Raw genomic sequence first — 25,829 nt, forward strand, 5'->3', positions numbered from 1 at the left:
TAACCCTACGGTTGCAAGGGTGGATATTATAACGGCTCGTCGAAGCCGCGATCGCCCAGTTTTTCCTTCATGTAGCCGACGAACGACGCAATCCGCGCCGAGAGGGCGGTATTGCGGTAGTAGACCGCATTGATCGGTTGCCGAACCTCCAATGTTGCTTCGGGAAGCAGCTGGCGCAGCCGGCCCGCCTCGCGGTCGGCACAGGTCAGGAAATCGGACAGGCAGGCGATTCCGTTGCCGCCCAGCGCCAGTTGCAGCAGTGTCTCCCCGCTGGATGAGTAGATATGGGGCGTGACGTGCAAGGGCTGCCCATCGGCCGCCAGCAGGGGCCAGTCGTTGAGCGATTCGGGCTGGTTGAAGCCGAGCAGGGTATGGCCTGCCAGATCGGCCACGCTGGCCGGCACCCCATGCCGTTCCAGATAGTCTGGGCTGGCCAGGATGCGCAGCCGGCTGCCGCCGATCGGCGTCGCGTGCAGGGTCGAATCCTTGAGGCGGCCGATGCGGAAGGCGACGTCGGTGCGCTTTTCCATCAGGTCGATGAAGCCTTCATTGCTGTTCAGCTCCAGCTCCACGCGCGGATAGCTTGCGCGATAGCCCTGCACGAGCGGCACGATCACGTGCAGCATGAAGGGCGTGGCGGCATCGATGCGCAGGCGGCCCGCCGGGCCTTGGCGGCGCAAGGACATCTGCTCCTCCGTATCTTCAACAGCCGCAATGATGCGCCGCGCGCTGTCGAGAAAAGCGCTGCCTTCTTCGGTCAGCTCGAGGCGCCGGGTGGTGCGGCGCACGAGGGTAGTGGCGAGTTTATCTTCGAGCCGGGCCAGTGTGCGGCTGGCCGCCGATACGGTCAGGCCCAGTTGTTCGGCGCCGGCGCTGATCGAGCCTGTCGTCACAATGGCAATAAATGCCTGCATCTCGTCGAGAGTGGTCTTCATTCCGAAATTGTATTACCGAACAAGTGTTTGCTTTTGGTGAAAAGCAGTCATATAATGAGTGAGTACTCCGTTATTAATGATTCCGACCATGGCCCGTCCAAAGAGCGAAGAGAAGAGGTTGCACCTGCTGGAAGCCGCTGCGCAGGCAGTTGCCGAGCGCGGCGTTGGCGCGCCGACAGCTCTCGTCGCCAAGCTGGCCGGCGTGGCCGAGGGCACTTTGTTCCGCTACTTCCCGACCAAGGAAGCCCTGCTGAACGAGATGTACCTGTATATCTGCGAGCAGGGCTGGGAAAGCTTGCGCGATTCCTTCGACCCGTCGCAACCGCTGGTCGAGCGCGCCCGGGTCATCTGGAATGCCCATATCGATTGGGCCTTGGCCCATCCGGTGTGGAACAGGGCCTCGACCCAACTGGCGGTGACCGACATCCTGACGGAAGAAACGCGGGCCGCTGAGACCGCAATGTTCCCCGACGTTGGCATGCTCGAGCTGGTGCAATCGGGCGAGATCCTGGCCGGGCACCATCCGCAATATGCGGACGCGCTGTTCCTTGCCATTGCCAATGCGACGATTGACTTTGCCATGCGCGAACCCGAGCGGGTGGAGGCTTATAAGGCCAGCGGCTTCATGGCGATCCGTCGCATGTTTCTCGACTAAGTTTTTTTGTTTCTTAAATGAGTGATTACTTGCGTATGTAACGCAATCCCGGAGATTTGAATGAGAAAAGAATTGGTTTTCCTCGCATGTGCGGCAGCGCTGACTGCCGGATGCGAGTCCCAACAGGCGCCGCAGGGCAAAGCCCCGGCGCCCGAGGTTGGGGTGCACATCGTGCAAGCACGCCCCTTGTCGCTGAATATTGAGCTGCCGGGCCGTACTGCGGCCTTCATGGTTGCCGAGGTCCGTCCGCAAGTCGGTGGGCTGGTCCAGAAACGGCTGTTTGTCGAAGGTGCCGACGTCAAGGCGGGAAGCCAGCTGTACCAGATCGATGCCGCAACTTACCTGGCTGCCGTAAACTCGGCCAAGGCTGCCATGCTGCGCGCCGAGGCGAACCTGTTGGCGGCAGCGCCGAAGGCAAAACGCTATCGGGAACTGTTGGACATCGAAGGCGTCAGCCGCCAGGAATACGATGATGCGGTGGCAGGCGAGGCGCAGGCCCGGGCTGAAGTGGCGTCCGCCACCGCGGCACTGGAGACGGCGCGCATCAACTTCGACTATACGAAAGTCGAAGCGCCGATTTCCGGCCGCATCGGCCGTTCGAACGTCACGCCCGGAGCGCTGGTGACGGCGGGGCAGGAGGCCGCACTGACAATCGTGCAGCAGCTGGATCCGATTTACGTCGACGTCACCCAATCCAGCGAAGAGATGCTGCGCCTGAAAAAGCTCGTCGAATCGGGTGCCTTGAAGCAGGCCGGCGGCCAGGCTCGGGTAGTCCTCAAGCTGGCGGATGGCTCGTCCTATGGCCATGAAGGCAAACTCCAGTTCTCGGGTTCGAGCGTCGATCCCGGTACCGGCAATGTGGTGCTGCGCGCCATCGTGCCGAACCCGAAGCATGATCTGATGCCGGGCATGTTCGTGCGCGCGGTGATAGAGAACGGCGTTGACGAGAAGGCTATTAGCGTGCCGCAGCAGGGCGTAACACGCAACCAGAAAGGGGAGCCGACAGCGCTGGTGCTGAACCAGAAAGGTGTTGTCGAACAGCGCGTGCTCACCACTTCCGGAACGTTGGGCGACCAATGGCTGGTGAAATCCGGCCTGGCCGTTGGTGACCGCGTGATCGTGGAAGGCCTGCAAAAAGTACAGCCGGGAGCTTCGGCCGTTGCCGCCCAAGCCAGGCCTGCGATCGCCCTGAAGTCCGTCGCCGCGGCGCGATAAGGAGCAGAAATGGCTAGATTCTTCATCCATCGGCCCATTTTCTCGTGGGTTATTGCGATTGTCATCATGCTCGCGGGCCTGCTGGCGATTCAGACGCTGCCTGTTTCACAGTATCCCGATATCGCACCGCCATCGATCCAGATCGCGGGTATCTACCCCGGCGCCTCGGCCAAGACGGTGGAAGATTCGGTGACCCAGGTCATCGAGCAGAAAATGAAGGGCATAGATGGGCTGCGTAACATGACTTCCAGCTCGGACGCGACTGGCGGCATCAGTATTGCACTGAACTTCAAGACCGGTACGGATCCCGATATCGCCCAAGTCCAGGTTCAGAACAAGCTCGCGCTGGCGACACCTTTGCTGCCTGCGGAAGTGACGCAGCAGGGCCTGGTGGTGTCCAAGGCGACCAACAGCTTCCTGCTCATTCTCGGATTCGTTTCCGGGGATGGCAGCATGAATAATGCAGACCTGGACGACTATATCGCATCCAGCGTGGTGGAACCGCTGTCACGTATCGAAGGCGTGGGCGAGGTTCAGCATTTCGGTACACAGTATGCGATGCGTATCTGGCTCGATCCGGCGAAGCTGGAGAGCTATCGAATGACTCCAGCCGACGTGATTGCATCGATCAAAGGCCAGAACACGGAAGTATCGGCCGGTGAACTTGGCGGTGCGCCTGCTGTGCGCGGCCAGCAGCTAAATGCGGCGGTGAGCGCGCAGAGCCGCCTGCAGACTTCGGAGCAATTCGGCGGCATCCTGCTCAAGACCCAGTCTAACGGCGCCACCGTTTACTTGCGCGATGTGGCAAAGATCGAGCTGGGCGGCGAAAACTATGTGAGCGTCGTGCGCTTCAACGGCAAGCCGGCAGCAGGGCTGGCAATCAAGCTTGCCACCGGCGCCAACGCGCTGTCGACCGCGAATGCGGTCAAGGCCAAGCTGGCGGAAATGGAACCGTTCTTCCCGAAAGGCGTAAAGGCGCAGCTTGCGTTCGACACCACGCCGTTCGTGGAAATCTCGATCCATGAAGTGATAAAGACGCTTCTGGAAGCGATCGTGCTGGTGTTCCTGGTGATGTACCTATTCCTGCAGAACTTCCGCGCAACGCTGATTCCGACCATGGCGGTACCGGTCGTCCTGCTGGGCACGTTCGGCGTGCTGGCGGCAATGGGCTACTCCATCAATACCCTGACCATGTTCGCGTTGGTGCTGGCGATCGGCCTGCTGGTGGACGATGCCATCGTCGTGGTCGAAAACGTGGAGCGCGTCATGGCGGAAGAGGGCTTGTCGCCGAAGGAGGCAACGCTGAAGTCGATGGGACAGATATCCGGCGCCCTGGTCGGCATCGGCATGGTGATTTCCGCCGTCTTTGTCCCAATGGCCTTCATGAGCGGTTCCACAGGCGTTATCTACCGCCAGTTCTCGGTGACGATTGTTTCCGCCATGGTGCTGTCGGTGTTGGTGGCGATGGTGTTCACGCCGGCACTGTGTGCAACCTTCCTGAAACCGGGCGCCCACGTAGCCGATAAAGGCTTCTTTGGCTGGTTCAACCGCAAATTCGACCGCGGCAATGAGAAGTACCAGGGCGTGGTGGGTAAGCTGATCCATCGCACCGGGAAAACGATGGTGGTGTATGCAGCACTGCTTGGCGCGCTGGGCTTTGCATTCTCTCGCGTACCATCCGCCTTCCTGCCGGAGGAAGACCAGGGCGTCCTGTTCACCGCGATCCAGCTTCCTTCCGGCGCAACCCAGGAGCGCACCGTAAAGACCATTGAAGAAGTCGAAAACTACTTCTTTACCAAGGAAAAAGCGAATGTGGAATCTGTGCTTTCCGTCGCAGGCTTCTCCTTTGGCGGCAATGGGCAGAACAATGGCATGGCCTTCGTCAAGCTGAAGGACTGGAAGGAGCGCCCGGGCATTGAGAACCACTCCGCCTACATCGGCTGGAGGGCCTTGGAAGCGATGATGAATTCGCGCGACGCGATGGTCTACACGTTCTCGCCACCCGCAGTGATGGAGCTGGGCAATGCAGGCGGCTTCGACCTGCAGCTGATCGACCGCGCCAACCTGGGCCACGCCGCGATGATGGCGGCGCGCGACCAGCTGCTTTCGATGGCGGCCGCGAATCCGAAGCTGGTGGGCGTGCGACCGAACGGGCAGGAAGACACGCCGCAATACAAGATCACGATCGACCAGCAAAAGGCTGCGGCGCTTGGCCTTGATGTCTCTGAAATCAACCAGGTGCTGTCGGTTGGTTGGGGCTCGGCCTATGTCAATGATTTCATCGACCGCGGCCGCGTAAAGAAAGTGTTCCTGCAGGGTGCCGCCGAGTCGCGCATGCTGCCGGAGGACATGCAGAAATGGTCGGTTCGCAACAAGGAAGGGCAGATGGTGCCGTTCTCCGCCTTCGCAACCGGAGAATGGGTCAGCGCCTCGCCCCGGCTTGAGCGCTTCAATGGCAGCTCGTCGCTGAATATCCAGGGCGGTGCTGCGCCGGGCGTGAGTTCCGGCGACGCCATGCTGGAAATGGAGCGGATGATCGCCAAGCTGCCGAAAGGCGTAGGCTACGAATGGACCGGCATGTCACTGGAGGAACGAGAATCCGGTTCGCAGACCACGTTGCTGTACACCCTGTCGTTCCTGATCGTCTTCCTGTGCCTGGCCGCGTTGTATGAAAGCTGGTCGGTACCGTTCTCCGTGATGCTGGTTGTTCCCCTCGGGATTATCGGTGCGGTGCTCGCAACCTGGGGTGTCGGGTTGGCGAACGATATCTATTTCAAGGTTGGGCTGCTGACCGTCGTCGGCCTGTCTGCCAAGAACGCGATCCTGATCGTGGAGTTTGCCAAGGAACTTCAGGACGCGGGCCGGGACCTGCGTGAAGCGACCTTAATAGCAGTCAAGATGCGCCTGCGTCCTATCCTGATGACGTCGATCGCATTTGGGCTGGGTGTGTTGCCCCTGGCTTTGGCCACTGGCGCCGGCTCCGGCGCGCAGGTAGCCATTGGCTTCGGAGTTTTGGGCGGCATGCTGACGGCAACCTTCCTTGGAATCTTCTTTGTCCCGGTGTTCTTCGTGCTGGTGCGGGGCTGGTTCGGCAGGAAAGCGCCGAAGCAAGCGGACGTAAATGTTTTGGAAACGATGCAATGAATAAGTCCCTGATAGCTATTACTGTTGCTGCAATCCTGGCCGGTTGCAGCCTGGCCCCGGCCCACAAGCGGCCCGACTTGCCGGTGACGCAGCAGTGGCCTGCTGGCGAAGCCTATAAGCCTGCCTCACCGTTGGCCGAGAAGCGTTCCGCATCCGAATTTGGCTGGCGCGACTTCATCGGGAACGAGCGCCTGGCGCAGGTGATCCAACTCGCGCTGGACAACAATCGCGACCTGCGCGTATCGGCCCTGAATATTGAAAAGGCACGCGCACAGCATGGTGTGGTTCGCGCAGAACGCCTGCCGCACCTGAACGCAAGCGTTGGCCAGACGGCTCAGCGTGTCGCGGGCAGGCAATCTTCGGACGGGAAGGGCTATATCACCCGCCAATACAGTGCGGGACTTGGCATCCCAGCCTTTGAACTCGACTTCTTCGGCCGCGTGAAGAGCATGTCCGAGGCTTCCTTGCAGCAGTATCTGGGCACGGAAGAAGCGCGCCGCGCCCAGCAAATCAGTCTGGTGGCCGAGGTGGCGAATGCCTGGCTCACGCTCGCGGCCGACCAGGAACGCCTGCGCCTGGCGCTCGACACGCTGAAAAACCAGCAGATCACCTATGAACTGGCCAAGCGCCGCTTCGAATCGGGCGCCACGTCCGGGCTCGACATGTATGAGTCGCAAAGCAGCGCCGAAGCCGCCCGCAACGATGCCGCGATCTTCCGCGCACAGGTGGCCGCCGATGAAAACGCCTTGATCCTGTTGGCAGGAACACGGGTGCCGGCAGCGCTCCTGCCCCAAGGTTCGCTGCAAGCGGCAACCAGCATCGCGGACTTGCCGGAGGGCGTCCCTTCCGATGTCCTGCTGCGGCGTCCGGACGTGGTGGAAGCCGAACGTACTTTGCAGGCGGCCAATGCGAATATTGGCGTCGCTCGTGCCGCATTCTTTCCCAGCGTTTCGCTGACCGCCTTTGCCGGCAGTGCCAGTAACGAGCTTTCGGGCCTGTTCAAGGCCGGCACAGGAAGCTGGAGCTTCGCCCCGCAACTGAACCTGCCGATTTTCGCGGGCGGAGCCAACCGGGCGAATCTGGAGATTGCACGTGCCAATCGCGACATTTCGGTTGCCCAGTATGAAAAGGCAATCCAACTGGCATTCCGCGAAGTCGCCGATGCCTTGGCCGAACGTGGCACACTGGATGAACGGCTCGCGTCGCAGATATCACAGGCCGAGGCAGCGGAGAAAAGCTTCCGCATCCATGAAGCCCGCTACCAGAAGGGCGCCGAGTCCTACCTGAATGCGCTGGTTTCGCAGCGGACCCTCTACAGTACCCAGCAAGGCTTGATCAGCGCACGACTCGCCAAGGCGAGCAACCAGGTCACCTTATACAAAGTACTGGGTGGCGGATGGAAATAGGCGGAGGCCGCGGCCGGCGCGATGGCTTGGTGCGGCGCGAGTTGATTCTGTCCTGTGCTTTGCAGCTGTTCTCGAAGAACGGATATGAGAAGACCACGGTGCGGGCGATCGCCCGCGCGTCGAAATCGAACCTGGCGTCGATCTACTACCACTTCGGGGACAAGGCTGGCCTGTACGAGTCGGCGGTTGGGGAGACGCTGGCGCGCCGCCGGTATCCCGTTACCGCCTTTGACTAATGCTGGATTCTCGCTCGCGGAATCGTTACGCGCGTACTTTGAAGAACGTCTCGCTCCTCTGGGGGAAAGCGAGGACTACAGGATGGCGCTGCGGCTCAGGGAGGGGGAGCCAGGGGCAAGGCAGGAGGCCGGCGTTCTTGAACGCTTGCTTGGCGTCCTGCAAAGACACTGTCGTAAGGGCAGTGAAGATCAAGTATTATGGCTGCTTGCGGTCGCGGTAACTGGGATGGCAGACCAGTTGCAGCGAGAGATACCTGACCGCACCGGCGTCAATGCGGACATGCTGCGTCGTTGGTCGGCCAGCCTGTGTAAATTCGCACTGTCCATGGTGCGCGATGCGGAAACTGTATGAAAGTGAATTTCGCCGTTACGACGGCTTGTGTGCTTGGCCTCCTGTATTTTGGCAAGGAAGTATTGCAGCCTGTTGTGACGGCACTGGTGCTTAGCCTGGCGCTGGCGCCGCTGATTCGCGCCATGGCGACGCTCGGTCTCTCTCGGGTGAATGCGATGTTCGGCGCGTTGGCGCTGGTGATCGTGGTCTTTGCCGGCACCTTCGCAGTGCTCGGGGCAAATGTCCTCGCGCTGACCTCCGACCTGCCGCAATACAGTGCCGAAATCCGTTCCAAGACCAAATCCCTGGAGTCCTTGGTCCAGCATCCCCTGGCCCGACTTGCTCCGCAGCTGCTGGAAGAAACCCCGGCCGCGAACCGGCTCGAGGCGGGCCCACGGCCAGTGCCGGTCGAAATTCATGAACACGCCAGCACCAGCGATTCCGTTGCAAAAGCCATCGGCGTTGTTTCCGGCCCGCTGGGCGAAGCCTTCCTGGTGCTGGTGCTGTTGATTTTCATCCTGCTCGACCGCGAAAACCTGCGTGACCGGGTCTTGCGCCTGGTCGGGCAGAGCGAAGTCAGTCGCACCATCAAAGGCCTTGAAGATGCGGCGGAGGGCGTTTCGCGCTTCTTCTTCACGCAATTGGTGCTCAACGTGACCTTTGGTGTCGTCATCACGTTTGCTCTTTGGCTGATCGGCATTCCGCATGCCGCATTGTGGGGCGCACTTTGCGCCGCGCTGCGCTTCGTTCCCTACATCGGCGCCTTGATCGCAGGTGCATCGATCGCCCTGTTTGCCGCTGCGGTAGAACCGGGATGGACGCTGGCGATATACGCCGTCGTCCTGTTCCTGTCGCTGGAACTGGTGGTGGCGCATGTGATCGAGCCGCGCGTTTATGGCCAAAGCGTAGGCATGTCGCCGCTCGCCGTGATTGTCTCCGCCATGTTCTGGGGCGCGATCTGGGGCCCGCTTGGCCTGCTTCTTTCCACACCCCTGACGTTGTGCATCGTGGTCGCGGGCCGCTACATCAAAGGGCTGGAACCGATCAGTATTCTATTCGCCGAGGCGCCCAACTCGAACCACGCGCAACGCTTCCAGAGCCGCGCCCTGAGCGGCGAGGCCGATGCGATCATCGAGGATGCGCGGGCCTTCCTGCGCAAATCGACCCTGGCGCGATACTGCGACAAGGTGCTGATTCCGGGGATGGCGCTGGCAAGTTCGGATCTCTTAAGCGGCCAGGAAGTGCGTTTGCGGGCAACCGTCGCCATGGTTGCCGATACGCTTGCCGCCGGGCAGTCGCAAGGGAGGTCGCGCCGTCACCGCGTCTCCATGCTGAACGAGAACATCGGTGCGCACTTACGCCACAAGCGCCAACAGAAGCTGGGGCGCTGGCAAGGATCGCTCGATGTTCCGGCCCGCTCGGTCATTTTGTGCACGGCAATGCCCGAGGTGCGGGAGGAGTTCCTGAGCGAACTGCTCGTACTGGTTTTCCGTGAAGCGGGCCTCGATGCGCGCAGTTTCATCCTGAGTGAACAGCAGGAGGAAGACGAACATCCCGGTGCAGACAAGCTGATTTTCTGCGTGTTCGTCGTCTATCCACTCAAAAGCGATCTTGCTGCATGGTGCCACGCACTAGAAGAAATGCGCTTGGCTTTGCCGGATATTCCGGTGGTGACCATCGTGCCACTTGGCGGTGGCGGCAGTGAAACCGAGGCGGTCGCCAAGCGCGTCGACCTGGTGTTGCAATCCTATGAAGAGGCTTTGGCCTTCGTTACACCCGGTAAAACTAAGGAATAGGCAGCCAGCGGCCAGTGCGATGTCACGCGGCTTTGATATTTTTCGGCGCTGGCTGGAGCGCCGCGATATCCGCTCGCACTTTAAGTACATCGGGCACCATCTTGTATCGCAAAGTAGTGTAGCCGGCAGCCGCAAGCATTTGGTCCCGAGCTGCATCTTGATTCACTTTGCTGAGATGGCTGGAGTCGTCGAGCTCAATAATCGCAAGAACCTCAAATGACTTGGTACAAATAACGAAATCGGCGATCTTGCGGTCAAAGCGATTCCGAGTACCCATGTCTTTTGCTGTAAGCAGTGCGGAAAAGGCCACCTGCGCTAACACTACGTGATCCGGAAATGCCTGTGTTAGCCGGAAATACATCGGTTGTTCGTTTTCGGTGAGCGGCGCTTTGCGAGTGATCTTTCCAAGGCCTCGCTTCGCTTTCTTTTGCGTGGACAGGATAGCGCCAAGAACTCCAAGCGCAAAAACGATGAGGAAGGTGGTCAAGAACAGCGATTTCAACTCTGGCTCCACAAATGGAAAAGGGATGCGCATAGTGCCAGAATGAACTGCGCCAAAGTCTATCCAATCGTCACAACGAAACTCCGCCCGGTTGGGGCGGAGCTGCGGGTATTATGCAGTTGGCAGGCAATTCAGGCTACCCAGCGTGCGCGCCAGGGCGGTTTCCAGTGGGGTGTTCGGTTCGGTACCCAGAATCTGGCGCAGTTGCTGGTTATCCATCCGGACGGCACTTTGCCACAGGTAGCGCATTTCCATCATTTCGCGCAGGGTTTCGTTAAACGGCGCGATCAGCCGAATCATCCACCATGGGAAGGCTTTCAGTTTCGGCGCTTTGGCGCCGTGGGATTCGACCACACGCTGGATTGCGCGGCCAAACTCGGTGCCGTCGCGGTCCCAGTAGCCCTCCATATGGTAGCTGGCAAATGCAGGCAGTTTTTCTCGTACGTCCAGCAGCGAAATCATGGTCGCGGCGACATCCGGCAGGTACGCATACTGGTGGCCGACGCCAGGCGCACTTGGCAGTTTGACTTCCGAAGGAACTTCGCCGGGACGGATCATGCCCTGCGACAGCCAGTTGTTACGCGCCCCAGGACCGAAAAAGTCACCGGCACGCACTACAATCACCCGGACTTTCAGGCGTTCGGTCGCGTCGCGCAGGCGCTTTTCCATTTCTGCGCGAATCTTCCCCTTGCGGGTCAGGGGACGCTGTGGGGAGTCTTCATGCAGCAGCGGGAAGGCATCCGGACCGTAGTTATAAACGGTACCCGGCAGCACGATGGTGGCGCCTTGCGCAGCGGCTGCCGCAATCGAGTTGTCGATCATTGGCAGCACCTGCTGGCCCCAGCCTCGATAGCCAGGTGGATTCACGGCGTGGACAATCACCGCGCAGCCTTCGGCCGCTTGGCTGACGTCTTGCGCATTCATCGCGTCGCCTTCGATCCATTCGACGTCGCCGGAGTGGCGGCTCGGAACGCCGAGGCCGCGCTTCAATGCCCGTACTTTCCAGCCTTGCGCTACCAGCTGGCGCAGCATTTCGCCGCCGATGCCGCCACTTGGGCCAAGAACCAGTGCTGTTTGATTTGCTTTCATGCTTTGCTCCGTAAAGTTGACTATGGAGCAAATTATGGGCAAACTTCGACCAAACGAAAATCCTCTAAATATTTGCAGTCGCTATACAAATTTGTATGACAACCTCGATTCCCTGGGATTTGTACCGCACCTTCCTGCATGTGCTGAACGCGCAATCGCTTTCCGGCGCGGCCCGTTCCCTGGGATTAACGCAGCCAACGGTTGGCCGCCATATATCGGAACTGGAATCGAGCCTTGGGCTGGCGCTATTCACACGTTCCCAGGCTGGTTTGCAGCCCACCGATGCAGCAGGCCAGTTGCGTGTCCAGCTCGAAGAAATGCAGCATGTGGCGGCTTCAATCGAGCGCAGCGCCCACGGACATAGCGCCGTACGCGGTGCCGTGCGGATTTCAGCCAGCGAAGTCGTGGGCGTGGAAATCCTGCCGGCCATCCTGGCGCCGCTACGGGCGGCCCATCCCGAACTGTCGGTTGAACTTGTATTAAGCGACGCGGTTCATGATCTGGTTGGCAGGGAAGTGGACATCGCCGTTCGCCAGACTCAGCCCCGGCAAGATGTTCTGCTGGCGCAGCGCGTCAGCGACATCACGCTGGGCTTCTTTGCGCACAAAGACTATTTGGCCGCCCATGGCGCGCCCCAAAAAATGTCGGATCTCGCCCGCTACAGCCTGGTGGGCTTTGACGTGGAAACGCCTTTCCTGCGCGCGGCGGCGGCGGCGATGGGCACGTGGTCGCGCGACGACTTCGCCTATCGCTGCGACAGCAATCTTGCCCAGATGGCGATGGTGCGTGCCGGCGCGGGCATCGGCGTGTACCAGGTTGGCCTCGCGGCGCGCGACAGCAATCTGGTTCGCGTATTGCCAGAAAAAATGAATATGACGTTGCCGACCTGGGTCACCATGCACTCGGACTTGCGGCACAGCGTTCGCTGCCGTACGGTCTTCGATGCGCTGGTGGCGGGCCTGCGCATCGAGATTGCCGCTTAGAGGCCGTTTCAAAATGGCCATGGCGTTGTTGCAGCTCCTTGCCGTGCAGGCGCACTGCCTTCGTCGCTGCGCCTAGCCACGCCCATTTTGAAACAGCCTCTTAGCGATTGGCTACATAGGAAGCGCTGGATCGGAAACGGCAGCGAACCATTTCTGCAAGGCGCCCATATCGGCCGGCAGTTCAACGCCAAGTTCGCCCGTCCAATTGCGCCAAGCCTGTAAGTACTTGTCGCCGACGACGGTCAGCAAAGGCACTCCCTCCGCAATCAGCGCCAGCATTTCGGCGGAGAGGCCGCCACCGCTGGCCTCAAGCGTGCCGAACCGGTTGGCGACAGCGAGGTCGGCGCCATCCTGCAGCGCGCGGCGCAGGGCGATACTGGCCGACGTTACACCGGTCTCGTCCAGGCAGCAGGACTGGGATCCGGCGCCCAGATTTTGCAACAGGGGGAAATGCTGGCCGTTTTGCAGGTCGACCAGGACGGTTCCTTGTCTGCCGCTACTATCGCATTGCTGCTGTACCAAGCCGCCGACACGGCGGCCGACGGCGCGCAATTTTCCAGCAAATTCGACCAACAGCTTGTCTGCGGCACTATGATCCGCATGAATGATTGCTGCTACAGGTGGCGTATATTTTTCTTCGTTCATTGCATTAGTTTGCATGTGGGGCGGGATCTGGTTCTCTTGTGGAGAATTCGATATATAACTATGTATATAACGATAGCAAAAATATCAAGAAAACCATTTGATGTAGATCAATGAAAGCGCGTTTATGGCCGGGCCGACCACCGTGCCGTAGACGCCGCGCCAGGTCACCGCATCGTTGAGCAGCGAGTAGTAGTGGCTCTAAAACGGCACATCCAGCTTCAAGCCCAGCGTACGGGGCCGATTGATGGCCACGCGGCGGGTATTGGGCAGGTCGGCCGAAATTGCAACCGGCAGGCCAGTCTGGCCAATCTTGTTGAGCAGGTTGTCGGCTACCAATGTAGCGCGCCAGCGCGGCGGCTTGGCGTTCGGCTGCCAGCCAAATTGGAAATTGAGCTGTGTGAAACCGGCGCGGCGATAGAACGGGCTATCGCGCTCGTACAGCGACTTCGCACTTCCCGTATAGGTGGCGTCAAGGCGTGCGAAGCCGGAATATGCGGCGCCCGAGATCCAGTTGTATTCCACGGCCGCACTACCGCTCCAGCGTGGTACGTCCAGCAAACTGTCGCCTTTCATGGCGGAGGTGCCGGGAACGTCATTACTGAGCGTGGCACTGGTGTAACCCAGGCCTCCGCGCAGGACCCAGTTGGGGAAGGGAAGATAGCTCGCCTCCAGTTCGCCGCCCCGGCTGCGGGCGGAGCCGAAATTGGCGGTGATATTGAAGCCGCATTGCAGGACGATCTGCTGCTGCACCTTGCTCCAGTCGATGCTGTAGAGCGAAGCGTTGACTGTCAGACGGCGCTGCAGCCACTGCGATTTCACGCCGCCTTCGTAGCTCCACAGCGTGTCGGCGGAAAATTTGCGCAAGGCGCTTTCGCTTAAGCCCAATCCGGCCACTTCGTCGGCGCACAAGGCCGCCGGCGCTGGATTATTAGGGCCGCCTGGGCGGTAGCCTTTGGACGCGGTGGCGTACAGCATCAGGTCCGGCGTTCCCTGCCAGGACAGATTGAACCTGGGCGTATAGCCATGATCCTTCGAATCGCCGGTGACGGCGGACGGCCCGCCGTTAAACAAGCCGTCGCCTTGCTGCGCAAAGTCCTGGTCGACACGGAAGGCACGCAGGCCGAGGCGGGCACTCCACTGGGGCGTGAGTTGATAGGCGCCTTCGGCGAACACTGCCAGCTCTTTGGTTTTGGCCTGGCGCGCGCCAACAAAGAAACTGTCGAAATTGGTGCCGAAGCGATTGTTATAGCCAGCGGTGACCGGAATCTGCGAAGCGAGCGGCGCATCGACATGGTGATAGAACACACCGCCGATCAGTTGCAGCGGGCCTTTGAAATCCGATAGGGCACGCAACTCCTGCGTGAATTCGCGGTTGATGTAATCGCCGTGCATCCCGACTGGGTAGACCGAAGTCTGCGGCGAGGGCGACAGGAAATAGTACAAAACCTTGGACGCGTCTTCATCGACCGCAACTCGGCGATCATAATAAGAGGACGACGACACCAGTTCGAAGCTGCCGAAAGTCTTATGGATCGTGAGGTTGCTGAGCGACGAGTTCTGGACGCTCGGTTCGGGAAGCAGCCGGGTCTGGATCAAGCTATCGAAGCTGCCCGGCGGAATATCGACCTGGAATGGCGCGCCGAGACGCATATGCTGGTAATAGATCGACGCGTTGATTGCCAGCCCATCCCCCAGGTTCAGACGCAGGGCTAGCCGCGCGGCCTTGGTCTGCTCGCTATTGCCGCCTTTTTCCTGGATGCCACCCGCCCCGGCAGCCAGGATGTCATTGGCGGGGACTGCATAGCGATCGATATAGCCGTCGGCGTGGCGAAGGTACACGCCAATGCGCAAGGCAGCGGCTCCTCCGTCTCCCAGAGGGATGTTGAGCATTCCGTTGCCGTCCTCATTCCAGCCGCCGCCTTGGGTATGGGATAGCGTTGCGACAGCACGGCCACTGAAGGCTCGTAAATCAGGCTGGGTGCTGATGTACTTGATCGTGCCGCCCATGGAACTGGAGCCATACAGCGTGCCTTGCGGTCCGCGCAACACCTCAACCCGTGCGATGTCGAAGACGGAAGGATCGATCAGACCCCGCAGCGAAAGTAGGGAGGCATTACTGGAAGCGGCTATCGGAGTATCGTCAAGGTAGTAGCCGACCGTGCCGGCGGCGCCGGCTACCGAGGAAATCCCGCGAATGATCAGGATGTTCTGGCCGGGGCCGGAGGACACCACCGCCAATCCCGGCGTTTCGCGGGCTAGATCGGACAGCCGTTCCACGCCCATGCGTTCGAGATCGCGCTGGTCCAGCGCCGTGACGCTGAGCGGAACCGTTTGCAGTGCTTCGGCCCGTTTTTGCGCGGTCACGCGCACTTGCTCGATCGGCCCGTCCGGCAATTGCTGGGCGTAAGCCGGAAGGACGGCCAGCCATCCAAGCGTCAGGGGCGTGAAGCGGCAATCATGCATGGCGGCTCTCCTTCCTTGAAACTAAGGGGGATTGCGTTTGTTTTGTGCTTGTTGCGCGGATGCCATTACAGCTTTACGGGTTTCGCCAACCATGCGTGCCAGCTGGCCGCTGTCATTCAACTGCCTGTAACCCTGTTCGAAGCGTTCCAGCAGCAAGGCCGCATTCGGCAAGTTGCGGCGCAATACGAGGTAGGTCGGGATCAAGGCGATCGGCCGCGCCTGAAAGCTCAGATTAACCTGTTCGGCCGGCGTCAGCGAGTTCAGGATCAGCATCTGGCCAGCTTCTTCCTCCATCGGAAACAAGTCTATACGGCCGAGCAGAAGCTTGCGCATATTATTGATATCGCTGGCAGCTTCCTGCACCTGCAGGACCTTGCGGGCCTGCAGATCGGAGAATTCCTCGGAATAGTGGTTGCCCAGCGTCGCGCCGATCTGGTAAGCCGCCAGGTCGGACAGGGTATTCCAGGCGATTTCCTTGACGCGGCGCTGGAAAAACACCATGCGGAAAGTATAGATCGACGATTTGGAATACAGCAGCTTGCGATCCCGTTCGGGCGCATGGGCCCAGCCATAGGCGCCATCGTACAAGCCGGTCATGACGCCGGTGATAACGCGGTTATTACTGGAAACCGGCAGAAACTTTACCTGGACATTGGCCGCCTTGAACGACTCGGCGACAATACGCGTCAACAAGCCTCCATGAGGCAGCTGCTGGCCCATAAAAGGAGGGTACTCGTGGCCGGTCAGTGTCACGCTGAGAGGCGCATCGGTCGGCGCGGCCCGCGCCGCCGCCCCGAAGAGGAATGCGGCAAACAGCAGTACCAGCGGACGCCCGAAGCCAGATAACCGGCACGAGAGGCGCATACTATTGATAGTCACCGAAAGGTAGTATTTCTTTCATAGTAAGGCCAATCCAAGGCGGGCTGCGAGTCTTTTTTGCCCGTGCAGTCCAGCTGTAACGGTATCGCAAGCTTTGCCTCGGGGCTAAAAGCACGGATAATAGCCGCCAACTCGTTTTGAGCACTATTTTTGGAAGATTCGCATGGAAATTAAGGTCAACTTTCTCGATAAGCTTCGGCTGGAAGCTAAATTCGATGACTTCACGGTAATCGCCGACCAGCCAATCCGCTACAAGGGAGACGGCTCGGCGCCCGGTCCATTCGACTACTTCCTGGCTTCGTCAGCCTTGTGCGCCGCCTATTTCGTGAAGCTCTATTGCAATACGCGCAATATTCCAACCGAAAATATCCGCCTGTCGCAGAACAATATCGTCGATCCGGAAAACCGTTACCAGCAAACCTTCAAGATCCAGGTCGAGCTGCCGGCCGATATTTCCGCCAAAGACCGCGAAGGCATCTTGCGCTCCATCGACCGCTGCACCGTCAAAAAGGTGGTGCAACAGGGCCCGGAATTCGTGATCGAAGAAGTCGAGAACCTGGATGCCGACGCCCAGGCTTTGCTGACCTTGAATCCTTCCGCCGAAGCGAGCACTTTTATCCTGGGCAAGGACCTGCCATTGGAGCAGACCATTGCCAATATGTCGGGCCTGCTGGCTGACCTGGGCATCAAGATTGAGATCGCTTCGTGGCGTAATATTGTGCCGAACGTGTGGTCGCTGCATATCCGCGACGCGCATTCCCCGATGTGCTTCACCAACGGCAAGGGGGCGACCAAGGAAAGCGCGCTGGCATCGGCGCTGGGCGAATATATCGAGCGGATCAGCTGCAATCACTTCTATGCCGGTGAATTCTGGGGCGAGGATATCGCCAATGCAGCGTTCGTGCATTACCCGAACGAGCGCTGGTTCAAGCCCGGCCGCAAAGACGCGCTGCCAAAAGAAATCCTCGACGAGTACTGCCTGGAAATCTACAACCCCGATGGCGAGCTGAAGGGATCAAACCTCTACGACACCAACTCGGGCAATGTGGAGCGCGGCATTTGCTCCCTGCCGTTTGTACGGCAATCGGATGGCGAGGTAGTGTACTTCCCGACCAACCTGGTCGAGAACCTCTTCGTCAGCAATGGCATGAGCGCCGGCAACACGCTGGCAGAAGCCCAGGTACAGTGCCTGTCGGAGATCTTTGAGCGGGCCGTCAAGCGCGAAATCCTGGAAGGCGAAATCGCCTTGCCGGACGTGCCGCAGGAAGTTCTGGCCAAGTACCCTGGCATCGTGGCCGGCATCAAGGGGCTGGAAGAGCAGGGCTTCCCTGTACTGGTAAAAGATGCCTCGTTGGGCGGCAAGTATCCAGTCATGTGCGTCACCCTGATGAACCCGCGCACGGGCGGCGTATTCGCCTCGTTTGGCGCGCATCCAAGCTTTGAAGTGGCACTGGAACGCAGCCTGACCGAATTGCTCCAGGGCCGCAGCTTCGAAGGCCTGAACGATTTGCCCCGTCCGACCTTTGTCAGCAACGCAGTCACCGAGCCGAACAACTTTGTCGAACACTTCATCGATTCCAGCGGCATCGTCTCTTGGCGCTTCTTCAGCGCCAAATCCGATTACGAGTTTGTCGAATGGGACTTCTCCGGTCATGGTGAAAACTCCAATGCCGACGAAGCCGCGATGTTGTTCGGCATCCTCGAAGGCATCGGCAAAGAGGCATACATGGCGGTCTACGACGAATTGGGCGCCACTGCTTGCCGCATTCTGGTGCCGGGCTATTCCGAAATCTATCCCGTCGAGGATTTGATCTGGGATAACACGAACAAGGCGCTTCAGTTCCGTTCCGATATCCTGAACCTGCACCGCCTGGACGACGACAGCCTGGAAGCGTTGCTGGAGCGCCTGGAAAACAGCGAGCTGGATGAATATGGCGACATCGCCACGTTGATCGGCATCGAGTTTGACGAGAATACGGATTGGGGCCAGTTGACGGTTCTTGAGCTGAAGCTGCTGATCCATCTGGCCTTGCAGAACTTTGAAGAAGCAAAAGAGCTGGTCGAAGCCTTCCTGCAGTACAACGACAACACCCTCGAACGCGGCTTGTTCTACCAGGCCCTGAACGCGGTGCTCGAAGTGGAGCTGGATGAGGACATGGAACTGGACGACTACGTTGTCAATTTCCGCCGCATGTTTGGCAACCCGCGTATGGACGCGGTGCTGGGGTCGGTGGATGGCACGGTGCGCTTCTTCGGCCTGACGCCAACCAGCATGAAGCTGGAAGGCCTTGACCGGCATCAGCGCAAGATCGACAGCTACCGGAAGCTGCACGCGGCGCGCGCCAAGTTCGCAGCAGCTAGCAAGTAGTAATCGACTCGCAGGCTTTGGGGGTAATGCATTGACGGGAAAGCTGGCTGTGGCCATCATTAAAGGCACGCCAGTTTTCTTTCAATTGCAGCCAGGGCTCGTACGGGCATGGCGAAGGGAGGAATATGAAGCCCCCATTTCCGAAGCGCCCTCCAGTCCCGGTGCCTCCACCTTACGGTGGCGCAAAAACAGTCCAGCGTGCCTCAAATCTGGACGTCAGAACTCTTTCACATCTGAGCCTGCCAGCCCAGCCCGCGTTGGCGGCCGTCGTCCCCTCTGTTCTGCAGCTCTCCCGCTCCGCAACTGGCGGGAATAAAGCGAAGCAATCCGCTGAAAAGAGGGAGCTTCAGGAAGCCCAGATCAGGAAAGAGATCGAGGCAAGGGGCGCTAAAAAGACGGTGAAGGTGAGCAAACAGGAAGCACGCAACCAGGCGAAGCGAGAAGTTAACTTCACGGTCGACACGGAGGCTTTGAAACGGAATAACTTTCTGTACGCTCAAATAGCCAAGGGAGGCGTGGCGGGGCCGGTCGTCAATACGACTAGCACAATGGGCATACGGATCCTGCGCAAGGCCGATCTCGGGGATTCAAGGAATATCCGCAACGGCATTGAGGCCACGCTTGCCAACCCGATGACTTTTCGGAATACCAATAGCGATCAGTCGATCCACGGAAATCGGGAAAAGCGCTTGCCACATTACGATGCCAGGGCAACGCAACCAAACATGGAATACCTGGTCGGGTCCGGCGGAGGGGACAGGATCATTGTCGACGTCAAGTCCGGCAGCGTCTATTTGAGCAATCATTACGGCGATGGCACTGTCAAGGAAGCTGCGGATCCAAAGTCGCCCTACCACAAGGCTTCCGCCGAAATCGTCCGCTTAATGAAAGGTGTCAGCGCACATGTAAAGCTGGACCCTGTAACGTGGAGTACGGCGGCTATCGTGGCGGACGCCATCGTATGGTGGAAGGCCGTCAAGCCTTAGCGGCAACCGGCGCTAACGGTCCTTTCCGGCCAGTCTGGTCCGAATCCCTGGCTGCATTCCAGCTTACGCATAGTTTGCGTGGCGCCTGGTTTGAGTTGGCTTACAATCCGGCTTCCCGCCGAAGACGGCGCTTTAAGTCAACAAGATATGAGTCATGCCGTGCACGCCAAACTGAAGGACAAAATTCTTGCCCTGCAACGCCAATTGGAGCTGCCTTACCCCGAGGTAGTGATGGAGCCGCTCGACGAGGCGCTTGACTACAGTCTCACCAACTTCCTAAGGAACGGACCGCACCGGAAAGTCATCGTATTGAACCTCGCGGGCGGGGACTACCAATACGACGAAGACATGACGCCCGACGTGGAGTATGCGATGGAGGCGGAATGCGACGCGATCTACAAAGAGGCGTTGGTCATTGCGGAAGGGCTTTTCGGAAAGTCACGGAAGGGCTGGCCGAAAGACGGCGACAGCTATTATGAACCCGATTCTGACGATTTCCCGGACAAGGAAGATGAGGAGTTCGACGGGGTCCCGTGGTCGCAGGAATACGAGGGCGGGGCGGTCCACAGCGAGGCCGAAACCATGTGCTATTGGGACGTGAACGGACAGTACGTTTTCTTGCAGAAGGGACGCTGGACTGGCGACGACAACTTCCAACTGTTCGCGTTAATGACAGCAACGCCGAAGCTCGGCACTTCCGCAATGGATGAAGACGATGAGCTGGAGGAAGCAGACTGCGAACCGGGTAAGCCACAAGAAATCGCCGTCATTGAGAATGCGATTGGCGATACTCTGAAAGAGAAAAAGATCGATGAAGTAATGGACTGGTTTGCCAGGAACACCTACAGCGTTGACGAAAATGGAAACGTCACTGGGTTGAATATCCGGAAAAACCAGCTCACCAACCTTGATCTTCTCAAAGGCCTTGATCACCTTGAAAATCTAAACGTCAGTGAGAATGCGATCAGCGATATTTCGCTACTCAGTGAATTTCGACACCTGCGCGAACTGTCAATCGGCAGCAACCGGATCGAGAACATTGATGTCGTCGCAAATCTGCCGAAGCTGATCTCGCTGAACGTGAATGACAACAAAATCCGCGCATTCGAGGCGTTGCGGAATTTGAATGAACTCAGGCATCTCTATGCGCATTGCAATGCGATTGCCGATATCGAACCGCTTCGGCATTTAACAGCGCTGGTTGAACTCGGAATCGGTGGCAATGGATTGAGCGACATCGCCGCGCTGAAAGATCTTGTGAATCTGGAGCTTCTGAAAGTCTACGATAACAAGATTCAGGACCTGGGCGTTCTTACGCAATTAGAAAACCTGAACTACTTGCAGATAGAGAAAAATCCGGCGGTAAAAAAGCTGAAGCTGAAACTCGAGAAATACGGAAACCACCTGGAAGACTTCCGCGCCGCGTTGAAGTAAGACTGTCGAAGTATCGGCCCTCCGCTGCAGGCGCGGTGGCGGGGGGATTCAGGGGGTTCTTTGGTACTGCTCGACCAGTTCGACAAAGCGCGCGTGCCCGTGGGTCCCCAGCCATCCCCACATCGCTTCGACCTGCGCTTGATTGCGCTCGAAATAGCGTTTGCTGAACCCGAGCCAGAAATGATGGATGCGCAGCGGCTTCTCGATCCGAGCCAGCTGTTTTCCGTACGTCGCGGTTATGAAGGCGTCCATATGCGTAGGCGCGACGAGGGTCGCGGCGTAGCCGTCGATCCTTCCCCGTATCAGTTTCTCCAGGTTTCGTTCCCCATCCTGTGCTCCGTCATCAATATTAAAGCCCTGCGCCCGCATTTGGGCCGCTAAGGAGGCGCCGTTGTTCATGCCCAAACGGCGGGTTGCGAACGCAGTGCGCGGATCGGTATCGAGGGGGATTCCGTCGCCAGCGCGGACAAAAACGACGGTGTACATGGGTATGGCACGCGAGTCATCGAGTTTGCCGTTGCGGGTCTGGGGCAGGGCGTAGGTGGACAGGTCGCTATCATTGGCGTCCATCAGCATGGCATCGATATCGGCATGACCCAGCGCCTGACGCAACCGCAGGGGAGGAAGACGTACCGAAATCACCTGACACCCGGCCGAAGCGGCGATGGCGCGAATCAGTTCCACTGTGGCGCCGGGCGCGCGTGGCTCCGAGCTGCCGGAACCGAGAAAGTAGGGTGGCCGGTGCTGGTTCACATACCCAAGACGAAACGGCATGCAGGCGCAACTGGCATCGGCAAATGCCAGAAACATGGCGAGAAAGAACAGAAGGTCGGCCTTGCGCATATCGGAGCCCAGCTGATTTCGCAAATCATTGTATTCCAATATGAAATCAACTGAACCGTTTACTTTCGGTGCCGGCCGACCCTGGGTCTGTTACTGGATCAAGCTTACCTTATCCACCACGAATGAAGTCTGCAAGGACGAATCCTCGCTCGCGCTGAATGACAACACCACGGCCTGCCCCTTGTAAGGCAACAGGCTGAAATTCTTGACACTGTAGCCTAGTGCCTTATTCAGGTTAGAGTAGGTGGCCAGGGTTCCCAACACCGCGCCGGCGGTGTTTTTGACCGTTACCACCAGCTTGTCGTAGGCGGTACTTGCGGTGGTTTCGGCGCTGTCGATATGCAGTGCGAACGACAAGTTTGCCGCCGTTGCGGTGGCCGGGATGGTGATTGCCTGGGTCAGCGCCGCGTTGTTGGTGACGCCTTTACCGCCGAAAAGGGCGTATTTGCTGCCATCGTATGCGGCCTGGTTCGGCCAGCTGCCGATCACATTGACGGAGCCGTTCCAATTTGTGGCACCGCTCTCGAACGAACCATTCTTGATCAGGTCCAGTTGCGCCCCTTCCGGAATGTCTTGCCCGACGTTGATGGCTGCATAGGCGCGCGTCACGGCAATGGATTCCTTCGAACCTACTCCATACAGCTCGTTAGCGGATTGGATCATCTTTGCCCGAGCGTCGGCATAGTTGGTGGACGAGGTGAATTTGGTGGTGTTGGCGCGGAACCAGATACGGTAGGCCTTGTCGCTTCCGATCCCCGTCATATTGTGTGGGTTTTGCGTCAGATAGGCGCTGTATTTTTCGTCGCCGGGCGTCGCATTCGAACCTTGCGACAGGAAATAGAACATCCGGTTGTTCGGTCCTGACGAATAGTGCGGATTGAGCGAGCCGAGGGTGCTGGTCCATGCATCCTTCGAGGCACCGTCCTTGGAGGGCTTCCACATCCAGCGCATTGGTGTGCCGTTCGGGGATATCTCCCGGCCCAGCATCCAGTCGTTGCCGGTCGACGGGATGACATTGCCGGTGCCGCCGTTCCTGGCGTAGGCTTCCACCATTTCGCCATTGATGTCCGAGGAGGACTCATTGAGGCCGCCCGATTCGCCCGAGTAGTTCAGGGCCGAGGTAGCCCCGGTGATGCCATGCCCAAGCTCATGGCCGATGATATCGAGCGAGGCCAGGCCTTTCGAACCGGTTCCGTCGCCGATGGACATGCAGTTGCACGAGGAATCGTAGTAGGCGTTGTCCATATTGGTGCCGACGTGCACCGCGATATAGCTTGCCGTGTTATTGCCGTCCAGAGACAGCCAACCCAGCGTGTTCTTCAGCATATCGTAGTTGTTCATCTGGGCCCACAGCGCATCCACCGCTGCGGTCTGGCCATTCGGACCGCTGGTGCTACCACCGTTGTAGGGCAAGCCATCGCCCCAGACATTGGTGGCGTTGGTGTAGAGCGTACCCGGGACCGGACCATGTGCAGCGTCGCTCACCGCCATGCCGCCGAATTGGCCACCCGTGCCGCGCGCTGGATCGAGCATCCTGTACACGCCGCCACTGAGGGTGGTTTGAATTGGCACGTCGCCGGAAAACTGGCTGTGTCCGACCCCGACGATTCCGGTTTGCAGTGCATCCCATTGGGTCAGGATACGGCCGTCTTCTGCGCTCACAATGGCATCGCGGAAGACCGGCTTTCCGTTATCCGCCATGCGGACTTTGACCAGCCAGACCAGTTGGTAGCCGGTGACCTTGTCTTCCAGGTCGAGTGCATTCAGTTTCGCCTCCGGTTTGAATTCGGCACCGGGGACCCGCACCCGCTTAACAATCGGCTGGATAACGAGTTCCGCACTTGGCGCATAGCGATGCTGCCCGTTCGGTGCGGCGTCACGCACGATTTGATCGATGGCAGCCCGCGACTGTACTGACGGCGCGACGTCGAAGAGATTCGCGCCATTTAGCGTATTCGCCGCGCCTTGTCCAAGCCCGAAGCGGCGATCCGACTCGGACGTGCTCAGAATGCTGCCACGTCCGTCGCTCACAACGACAGAGTCGGATCCGAGCACACGCAATCCCTTATAAGTATGGCTGAAGCGGGAAATCCTGGAGCCAGCTGGACCTGGATGTTCTTTTGTAAGCAAGTAGCCATGATCGCCGTCCAGCCCCTCGTTACCATGCCGCGCGACCAGCGCAGCCGTAAGTGCGGCGTTCTCTTGCGGAGACGCCTTGATAAAAGACTGCGGGATCGTGAACTGAGGAGTGCTCGTGGCAGCGGAAGCGTGGCCAAGGGCCAGATTTGCTGCGGCAAGGGATACTGCAAGCATGGATTTCCGAAGTTTCATTTTTGCTCCGATTGTCAGGGTCGTGCGAACATAGTCCGGGTAGGTGGTGGTGTCAAAAAAAGCACGGAATAAGACAGAAGCGGCCGAATTGTCTAATTTCGGCCGGGGATCAATGGGCTCAGCCGACGCTTTCCAGCAGGCCGCGCTGCCACAACCACGCTGCGATGCGCTGGGCTTTATGCGTTGGCATGCAGGCGGACAGCATCTGCAGAAGCTGGGCCAACGGCAGCGGCTGCGCCAACCTGGCCAAATGCGGGAACAAAGCTTCGTTTTCCAGGAAGGCCAATGGTCGCTCCAGATGGGGATGGTCGAAGGCCGTGTGCAGGGTCACGCGGTCGTCCACCACGCAGGGCAGCTGGACCAGCGCGGCGGCGCCATGCAAGCGCAGCGGCAAGGCAGGGTTAAGCGCTGCCAACGGTTTGAGTTCAGGCGGTTGGTAAGCGGCCAGCCTGGCACGCTCTGTGGATAAGGCGCCCAGAAGGTCGGGGCGCACCGCGCCATCGCCGTCCGCTTCGGCGCGTGCGCGGGCTTGCCAGAAGGGCAGGTCGGCGCACCAGGCCTGGGCATAATACGCTTCGGTCCAGTGCGCGTGCCGCGCGCAGGCTTCCACCAGCCGCCCCTCAAAGAAGCGGCGCGCCAGCGCATGGCCGTCGTTGCCCAGTACGGTATGTACGGCCACAGCCGCTTGCAGCGAAAAGCGCATGGCCTTTTCCACGCCCGACGAGGAGACGGGATCGAGCGCGAAGGCAGCATCGCCAAGTTTTAGTCGGCCGTCCTGCCAACTGTCGGGCGCCAGGTAAGGCGTCGCCGCGCACATTTGCACTGCGCCCAGCAGGGGCAGCCCGGCCGCCACGCGCAGCAACTGGCTGCTTGCGCATGCAGCACGCAAGCGGGCCTCCGGTCCGGACGGTTCCGCCTGACGCGCCGCTTGTGGGTCACACACCAGCATCAGCCGATAACGCTGGCCGGGCAGGCAGGCCGCCCACAGCCAGCCATGTTCGAGCGCTTCCACCTGCGTTGATCCGCCCAGCGCCGCCAGGGCAGACTTATCGACTTCAGCCCACAAAGCCGCTAGCCGGGGCGCACAACGGATGCCGGTCGCCGCGCTGCGCCCGCTCGCTTCAAGAATGAAGCGGACGCGCACTTGGCGGCAGCGGGCCTCGCCGCACAGCAGGCTGACGCGCCAGTCGCCCGCCGTGCCTGCCACGTGCAGCAGGCGAGCCGGCTGTTCGAGCTCGATGCCGCGGCCCTGCGCCAATGCCAGCAGAGCCGCGTCAAAGCAGCCCCGGTCGACGATGGCCGAACCGGATTGCGGCAGCAGGTCGGGCTCGCGGCTGCGCCATAGCACCCGGCTGCCCACGTGGGCAACGTGGGGTACCGCTGCCAGCGCGTCATTGGCATCGAGCAGGTCAATGATGTTGCGCACGCCCGGTGTGAGCGCCTCGCCGACTTGCGGCCTCGGCCAGGCAGCGCTGCGTTCGATCAGCAGGATACGGTAGCCCAGCTGTTGCAGGCGCAGCGCAGCGCTGACGCCGGCCGGGCCGGCGCCAATCACCAGCGCGTCGAACAGACTATCGTCGCCGTGCAT

The 25,829-nt window shown here is 59.6% G+C and carries 20 protein-coding genes; 11 read left to right on the forward strand and 9 right to left on the reverse strand.

What is annotated here, in order from left to right; genetic code table 11:
* Nucleotides 1-26: 26 nt before the first annotated feature.
* Complete coding sequence (locus H597_RS0128300) at nucleotides 27-935, reverse strand: LysR family transcriptional regulator (RefSeq protein ID WP_028105091.1); 909 nt, start codon at nucleotides 933-935, stop codon at nucleotides 27-29.
* Nucleotides 936-1,023: 88 nt separating this feature from the next.
* Between H597_RS0128300 and H597_RS0128305 the strand changes: the two genes are divergently transcribed.
* The 7 genes from H597_RS0128305 (at nucleotide 1,024) to H597_RS0128335 (ending at nucleotide 9,718) form a co-directional block, all read left to right on the forward strand.
* Nucleotides 1,024-1,590, forward strand: coding sequence for a TetR/AcrR family transcriptional regulator (locus tag H597_RS0128305; RefSeq protein WP_028105092.1), 567 nt, complete (start codon nucleotides 1,024-1,026; stop codon nucleotides 1,588-1,590).
* 60 nt (nucleotides 1,591-1,650) lie between these two features.
* On the forward strand, nucleotides 1,651-2,805 hold the full coding sequence (locus H597_RS0128310; RefSeq protein ID WP_028105093.1) for an efflux RND transporter periplasmic adaptor subunit: 1,155 nt from the start codon (nucleotides 1,651-1,653) through the stop codon (nucleotides 2,803-2,805).
* A 9-nt stretch (nucleotides 2,806-2,814) separates the two neighbouring features.
* Nucleotides 2,815-5,949 (forward strand): efflux RND transporter permease subunit, encoded by a 3,135-nt coding sequence (locus tag H597_RS0128315; protein ID WP_028105094.1) that lies wholly within the window; start codon nucleotides 2,815-2,817, stop codon nucleotides 5,947-5,949.
* Complete coding sequence (locus H597_RS0128320) at nucleotides 5,946-7,355, forward strand: efflux transporter outer membrane subunit (RefSeq protein ID WP_028105095.1); 1,410 nt, start codon at nucleotides 5,946-5,948, stop codon at nucleotides 7,353-7,355. Before H597_RS0128315 ends, H597_RS0128320 begins: the two co-directional genes overlap by 4 nt.
* Nucleotides 7,346-7,591 carry a TetR/AcrR family transcriptional regulator gene (locus tag H597_RS0128325; protein ID WP_083941334.1) on the forward strand — a complete coding sequence of 82 codons (246 nt, stop codon included), beginning with the start codon at nucleotides 7,346-7,348 and terminating at the stop codon, nucleotides 7,589-7,591. The genes H597_RS0128320 and H597_RS0128325 overlap by 10 nt, the downstream gene beginning before the upstream one ends.
* 82 nt (nucleotides 7,592-7,673) lie before the next feature.
* A complete protein-coding gene (locus tag H597_RS35435; protein ID WP_028105097.1) occupies nucleotides 7,674-7,943 on the forward strand; it encodes a hypothetical protein in 270 nt (89 codons plus the stop codon).
* A complete protein-coding gene (locus H597_RS0128335; protein WP_028105098.1) occupies nucleotides 7,940-9,718 on the forward strand; it encodes an AI-2E family transporter in 1,779 nt (592 codons plus the stop codon). The genes H597_RS35435 and H597_RS0128335 overlap by 4 nt, the downstream gene beginning before the upstream one ends.
* 22 nt (nucleotides 9,719-9,740) lie before the next feature.
* Here the strand turns inward: H597_RS0128335 and H597_RS32795 are convergent, their stop codons facing one another.
* Both H597_RS32795 and H597_RS0128345 read right to left on the reverse strand, forming a co-directional pair.
* Entirely contained in the window at nucleotides 9,741-10,220 is a 480-nt protein-coding gene (locus H597_RS32795) for a DUF2726 domain-containing protein (RefSeq protein ID WP_211232098.1), read from the reverse strand.
* A 111-nt stretch (nucleotides 10,221-10,331) separates the two neighbouring features.
* Nucleotides 10,332-11,309 (reverse strand): NAD-dependent epimerase/dehydratase family protein, encoded by a 978-nt coding sequence (locus H597_RS0128345; protein ID WP_028105099.1) that lies wholly within the window; start codon nucleotides 11,307-11,309, stop codon nucleotides 10,332-10,334.
* A 95-nt stretch (nucleotides 11,310-11,404) separates the two neighbouring features.
* On the opposite strand from H597_RS0128345, the gene H597_RS0128350 reads away from it, so the two are divergent.
* Nucleotides 11,405-12,292 (forward strand): LysR family transcriptional regulator, encoded by an 888-nt coding sequence (locus H597_RS0128350; RefSeq protein ID WP_028105100.1) that lies wholly within the window; start codon nucleotides 11,405-11,407, stop codon nucleotides 12,290-12,292.
* Between the two features lie 111 nt (nucleotides 12,293-12,403).
* Here H597_RS0128350 and H597_RS0128355 read toward each other — a convergent pair whose 3' ends face one another.
* From H597_RS0128355 to H597_RS32805, 3 genes are all read right to left on the reverse strand, one after another.
* Entirely contained in the window at nucleotides 12,404-12,937 is a 534-nt protein-coding gene (locus H597_RS0128355) for a DUF2478 domain-containing protein (RefSeq protein ID WP_028105101.1), read from the reverse strand.
* Nucleotides 12,938-13,135: 198 nt separating this feature from the next.
* Nucleotides 13,136-15,400 carry a TonB-dependent receptor gene (locus H597_RS32800; RefSeq protein WP_051294175.1) on the reverse strand — a complete coding sequence of 755 codons (2,265 nt, stop codon included), beginning with the start codon at nucleotides 15,398-15,400 and terminating at the stop codon, nucleotides 13,136-13,138.
* 21 nt (nucleotides 15,401-15,421) lie between these two features.
* Complete coding sequence (locus H597_RS32805; protein WP_229632267.1) at nucleotides 15,422-16,090, reverse strand: substrate-binding periplasmic protein; 669 nt, start codon at nucleotides 16,088-16,090, stop codon at nucleotides 15,422-15,424.
* 352 nt (nucleotides 16,091-16,442) lie between these two features.
* Here H597_RS32805 and H597_RS0128370 point away from each other — a divergent pair, with 352 nt between their 5' ends.
* The 3 genes from H597_RS0128370 to H597_RS0128380 all read left to right on the forward strand — a co-directional run bounded on the left by H597_RS0128370 (nucleotide 16,443) and on the right by H597_RS0128380 (nucleotide 21,067).
* Nucleotides 16,443-18,647 carry an OsmC domain/YcaO domain-containing protein gene (locus H597_RS0128370; protein WP_028105102.1) on the forward strand — a complete coding sequence of 735 codons (2,205 nt, stop codon included), beginning with the start codon at nucleotides 16,443-16,445 and terminating at the stop codon, nucleotides 18,645-18,647.
* A 125-nt stretch (nucleotides 18,648-18,772) separates the two neighbouring features.
* The gene (locus H597_RS0128375) at nucleotides 18,773-19,633 is read left to right on the forward strand and encodes a hypothetical protein (protein ID WP_154668315.1); all 861 of its coding nucleotides are present in this window, start codon (nucleotides 18,773-18,775) and stop codon (nucleotides 19,631-19,633) included.
* 159 nt (nucleotides 19,634-19,792) lie between these two features.
* Complete coding sequence (locus H597_RS0128380) at nucleotides 19,793-21,067, forward strand: leucine-rich repeat domain-containing protein (protein ID WP_028105104.1); 1,275 nt, start codon at nucleotides 19,793-19,795, stop codon at nucleotides 21,065-21,067.
* Nucleotides 21,068-21,115: 48 nt separating this feature from the next.
* Here H597_RS0128380 and H597_RS32810 read toward each other — a convergent pair whose 3' ends face one another.
* From H597_RS32810 to qhpG, 3 genes are all read right to left on the reverse strand, one after another.
* Entirely contained in the window at nucleotides 21,116-21,949 is an 834-nt protein-coding gene (locus H597_RS32810) for a transporter substrate-binding domain-containing protein (protein WP_154668316.1), read from the reverse strand.
* 51 nt (nucleotides 21,950-22,000) lie between these two features.
* The gene (locus tag H597_RS0128390; protein WP_028105105.1) at nucleotides 22,001-24,241 is read right to left on the reverse strand and encodes a M4 family metallopeptidase; all 2,241 of its coding nucleotides are present in this window, start codon (nucleotides 24,239-24,241) and stop codon (nucleotides 22,001-22,003) included.
* Between the two features lie 118 nt (nucleotides 24,242-24,359).
* Nucleotides 24,360-25,829: a flavin-dependent monooxygenase QhpG gene (gene qhpG / locus H597_RS0128395; protein ID WP_028105106.1), complete on the reverse strand. Its 1,470-nt coding sequence runs from the start codon at nucleotides 25,827-25,829 to the stop codon at nucleotides 24,360-24,362.

The sequence above is a fragment of the Pseudoduganella violaceinigra DSM 15887 genome (assembly GCF_000425385.1).
Taxonomy (GTDB): Bacteria; Pseudomonadota; Gammaproteobacteria; order Burkholderiales; family Burkholderiaceae_D; genus Rugamonas; species Rugamonas violaceinigra.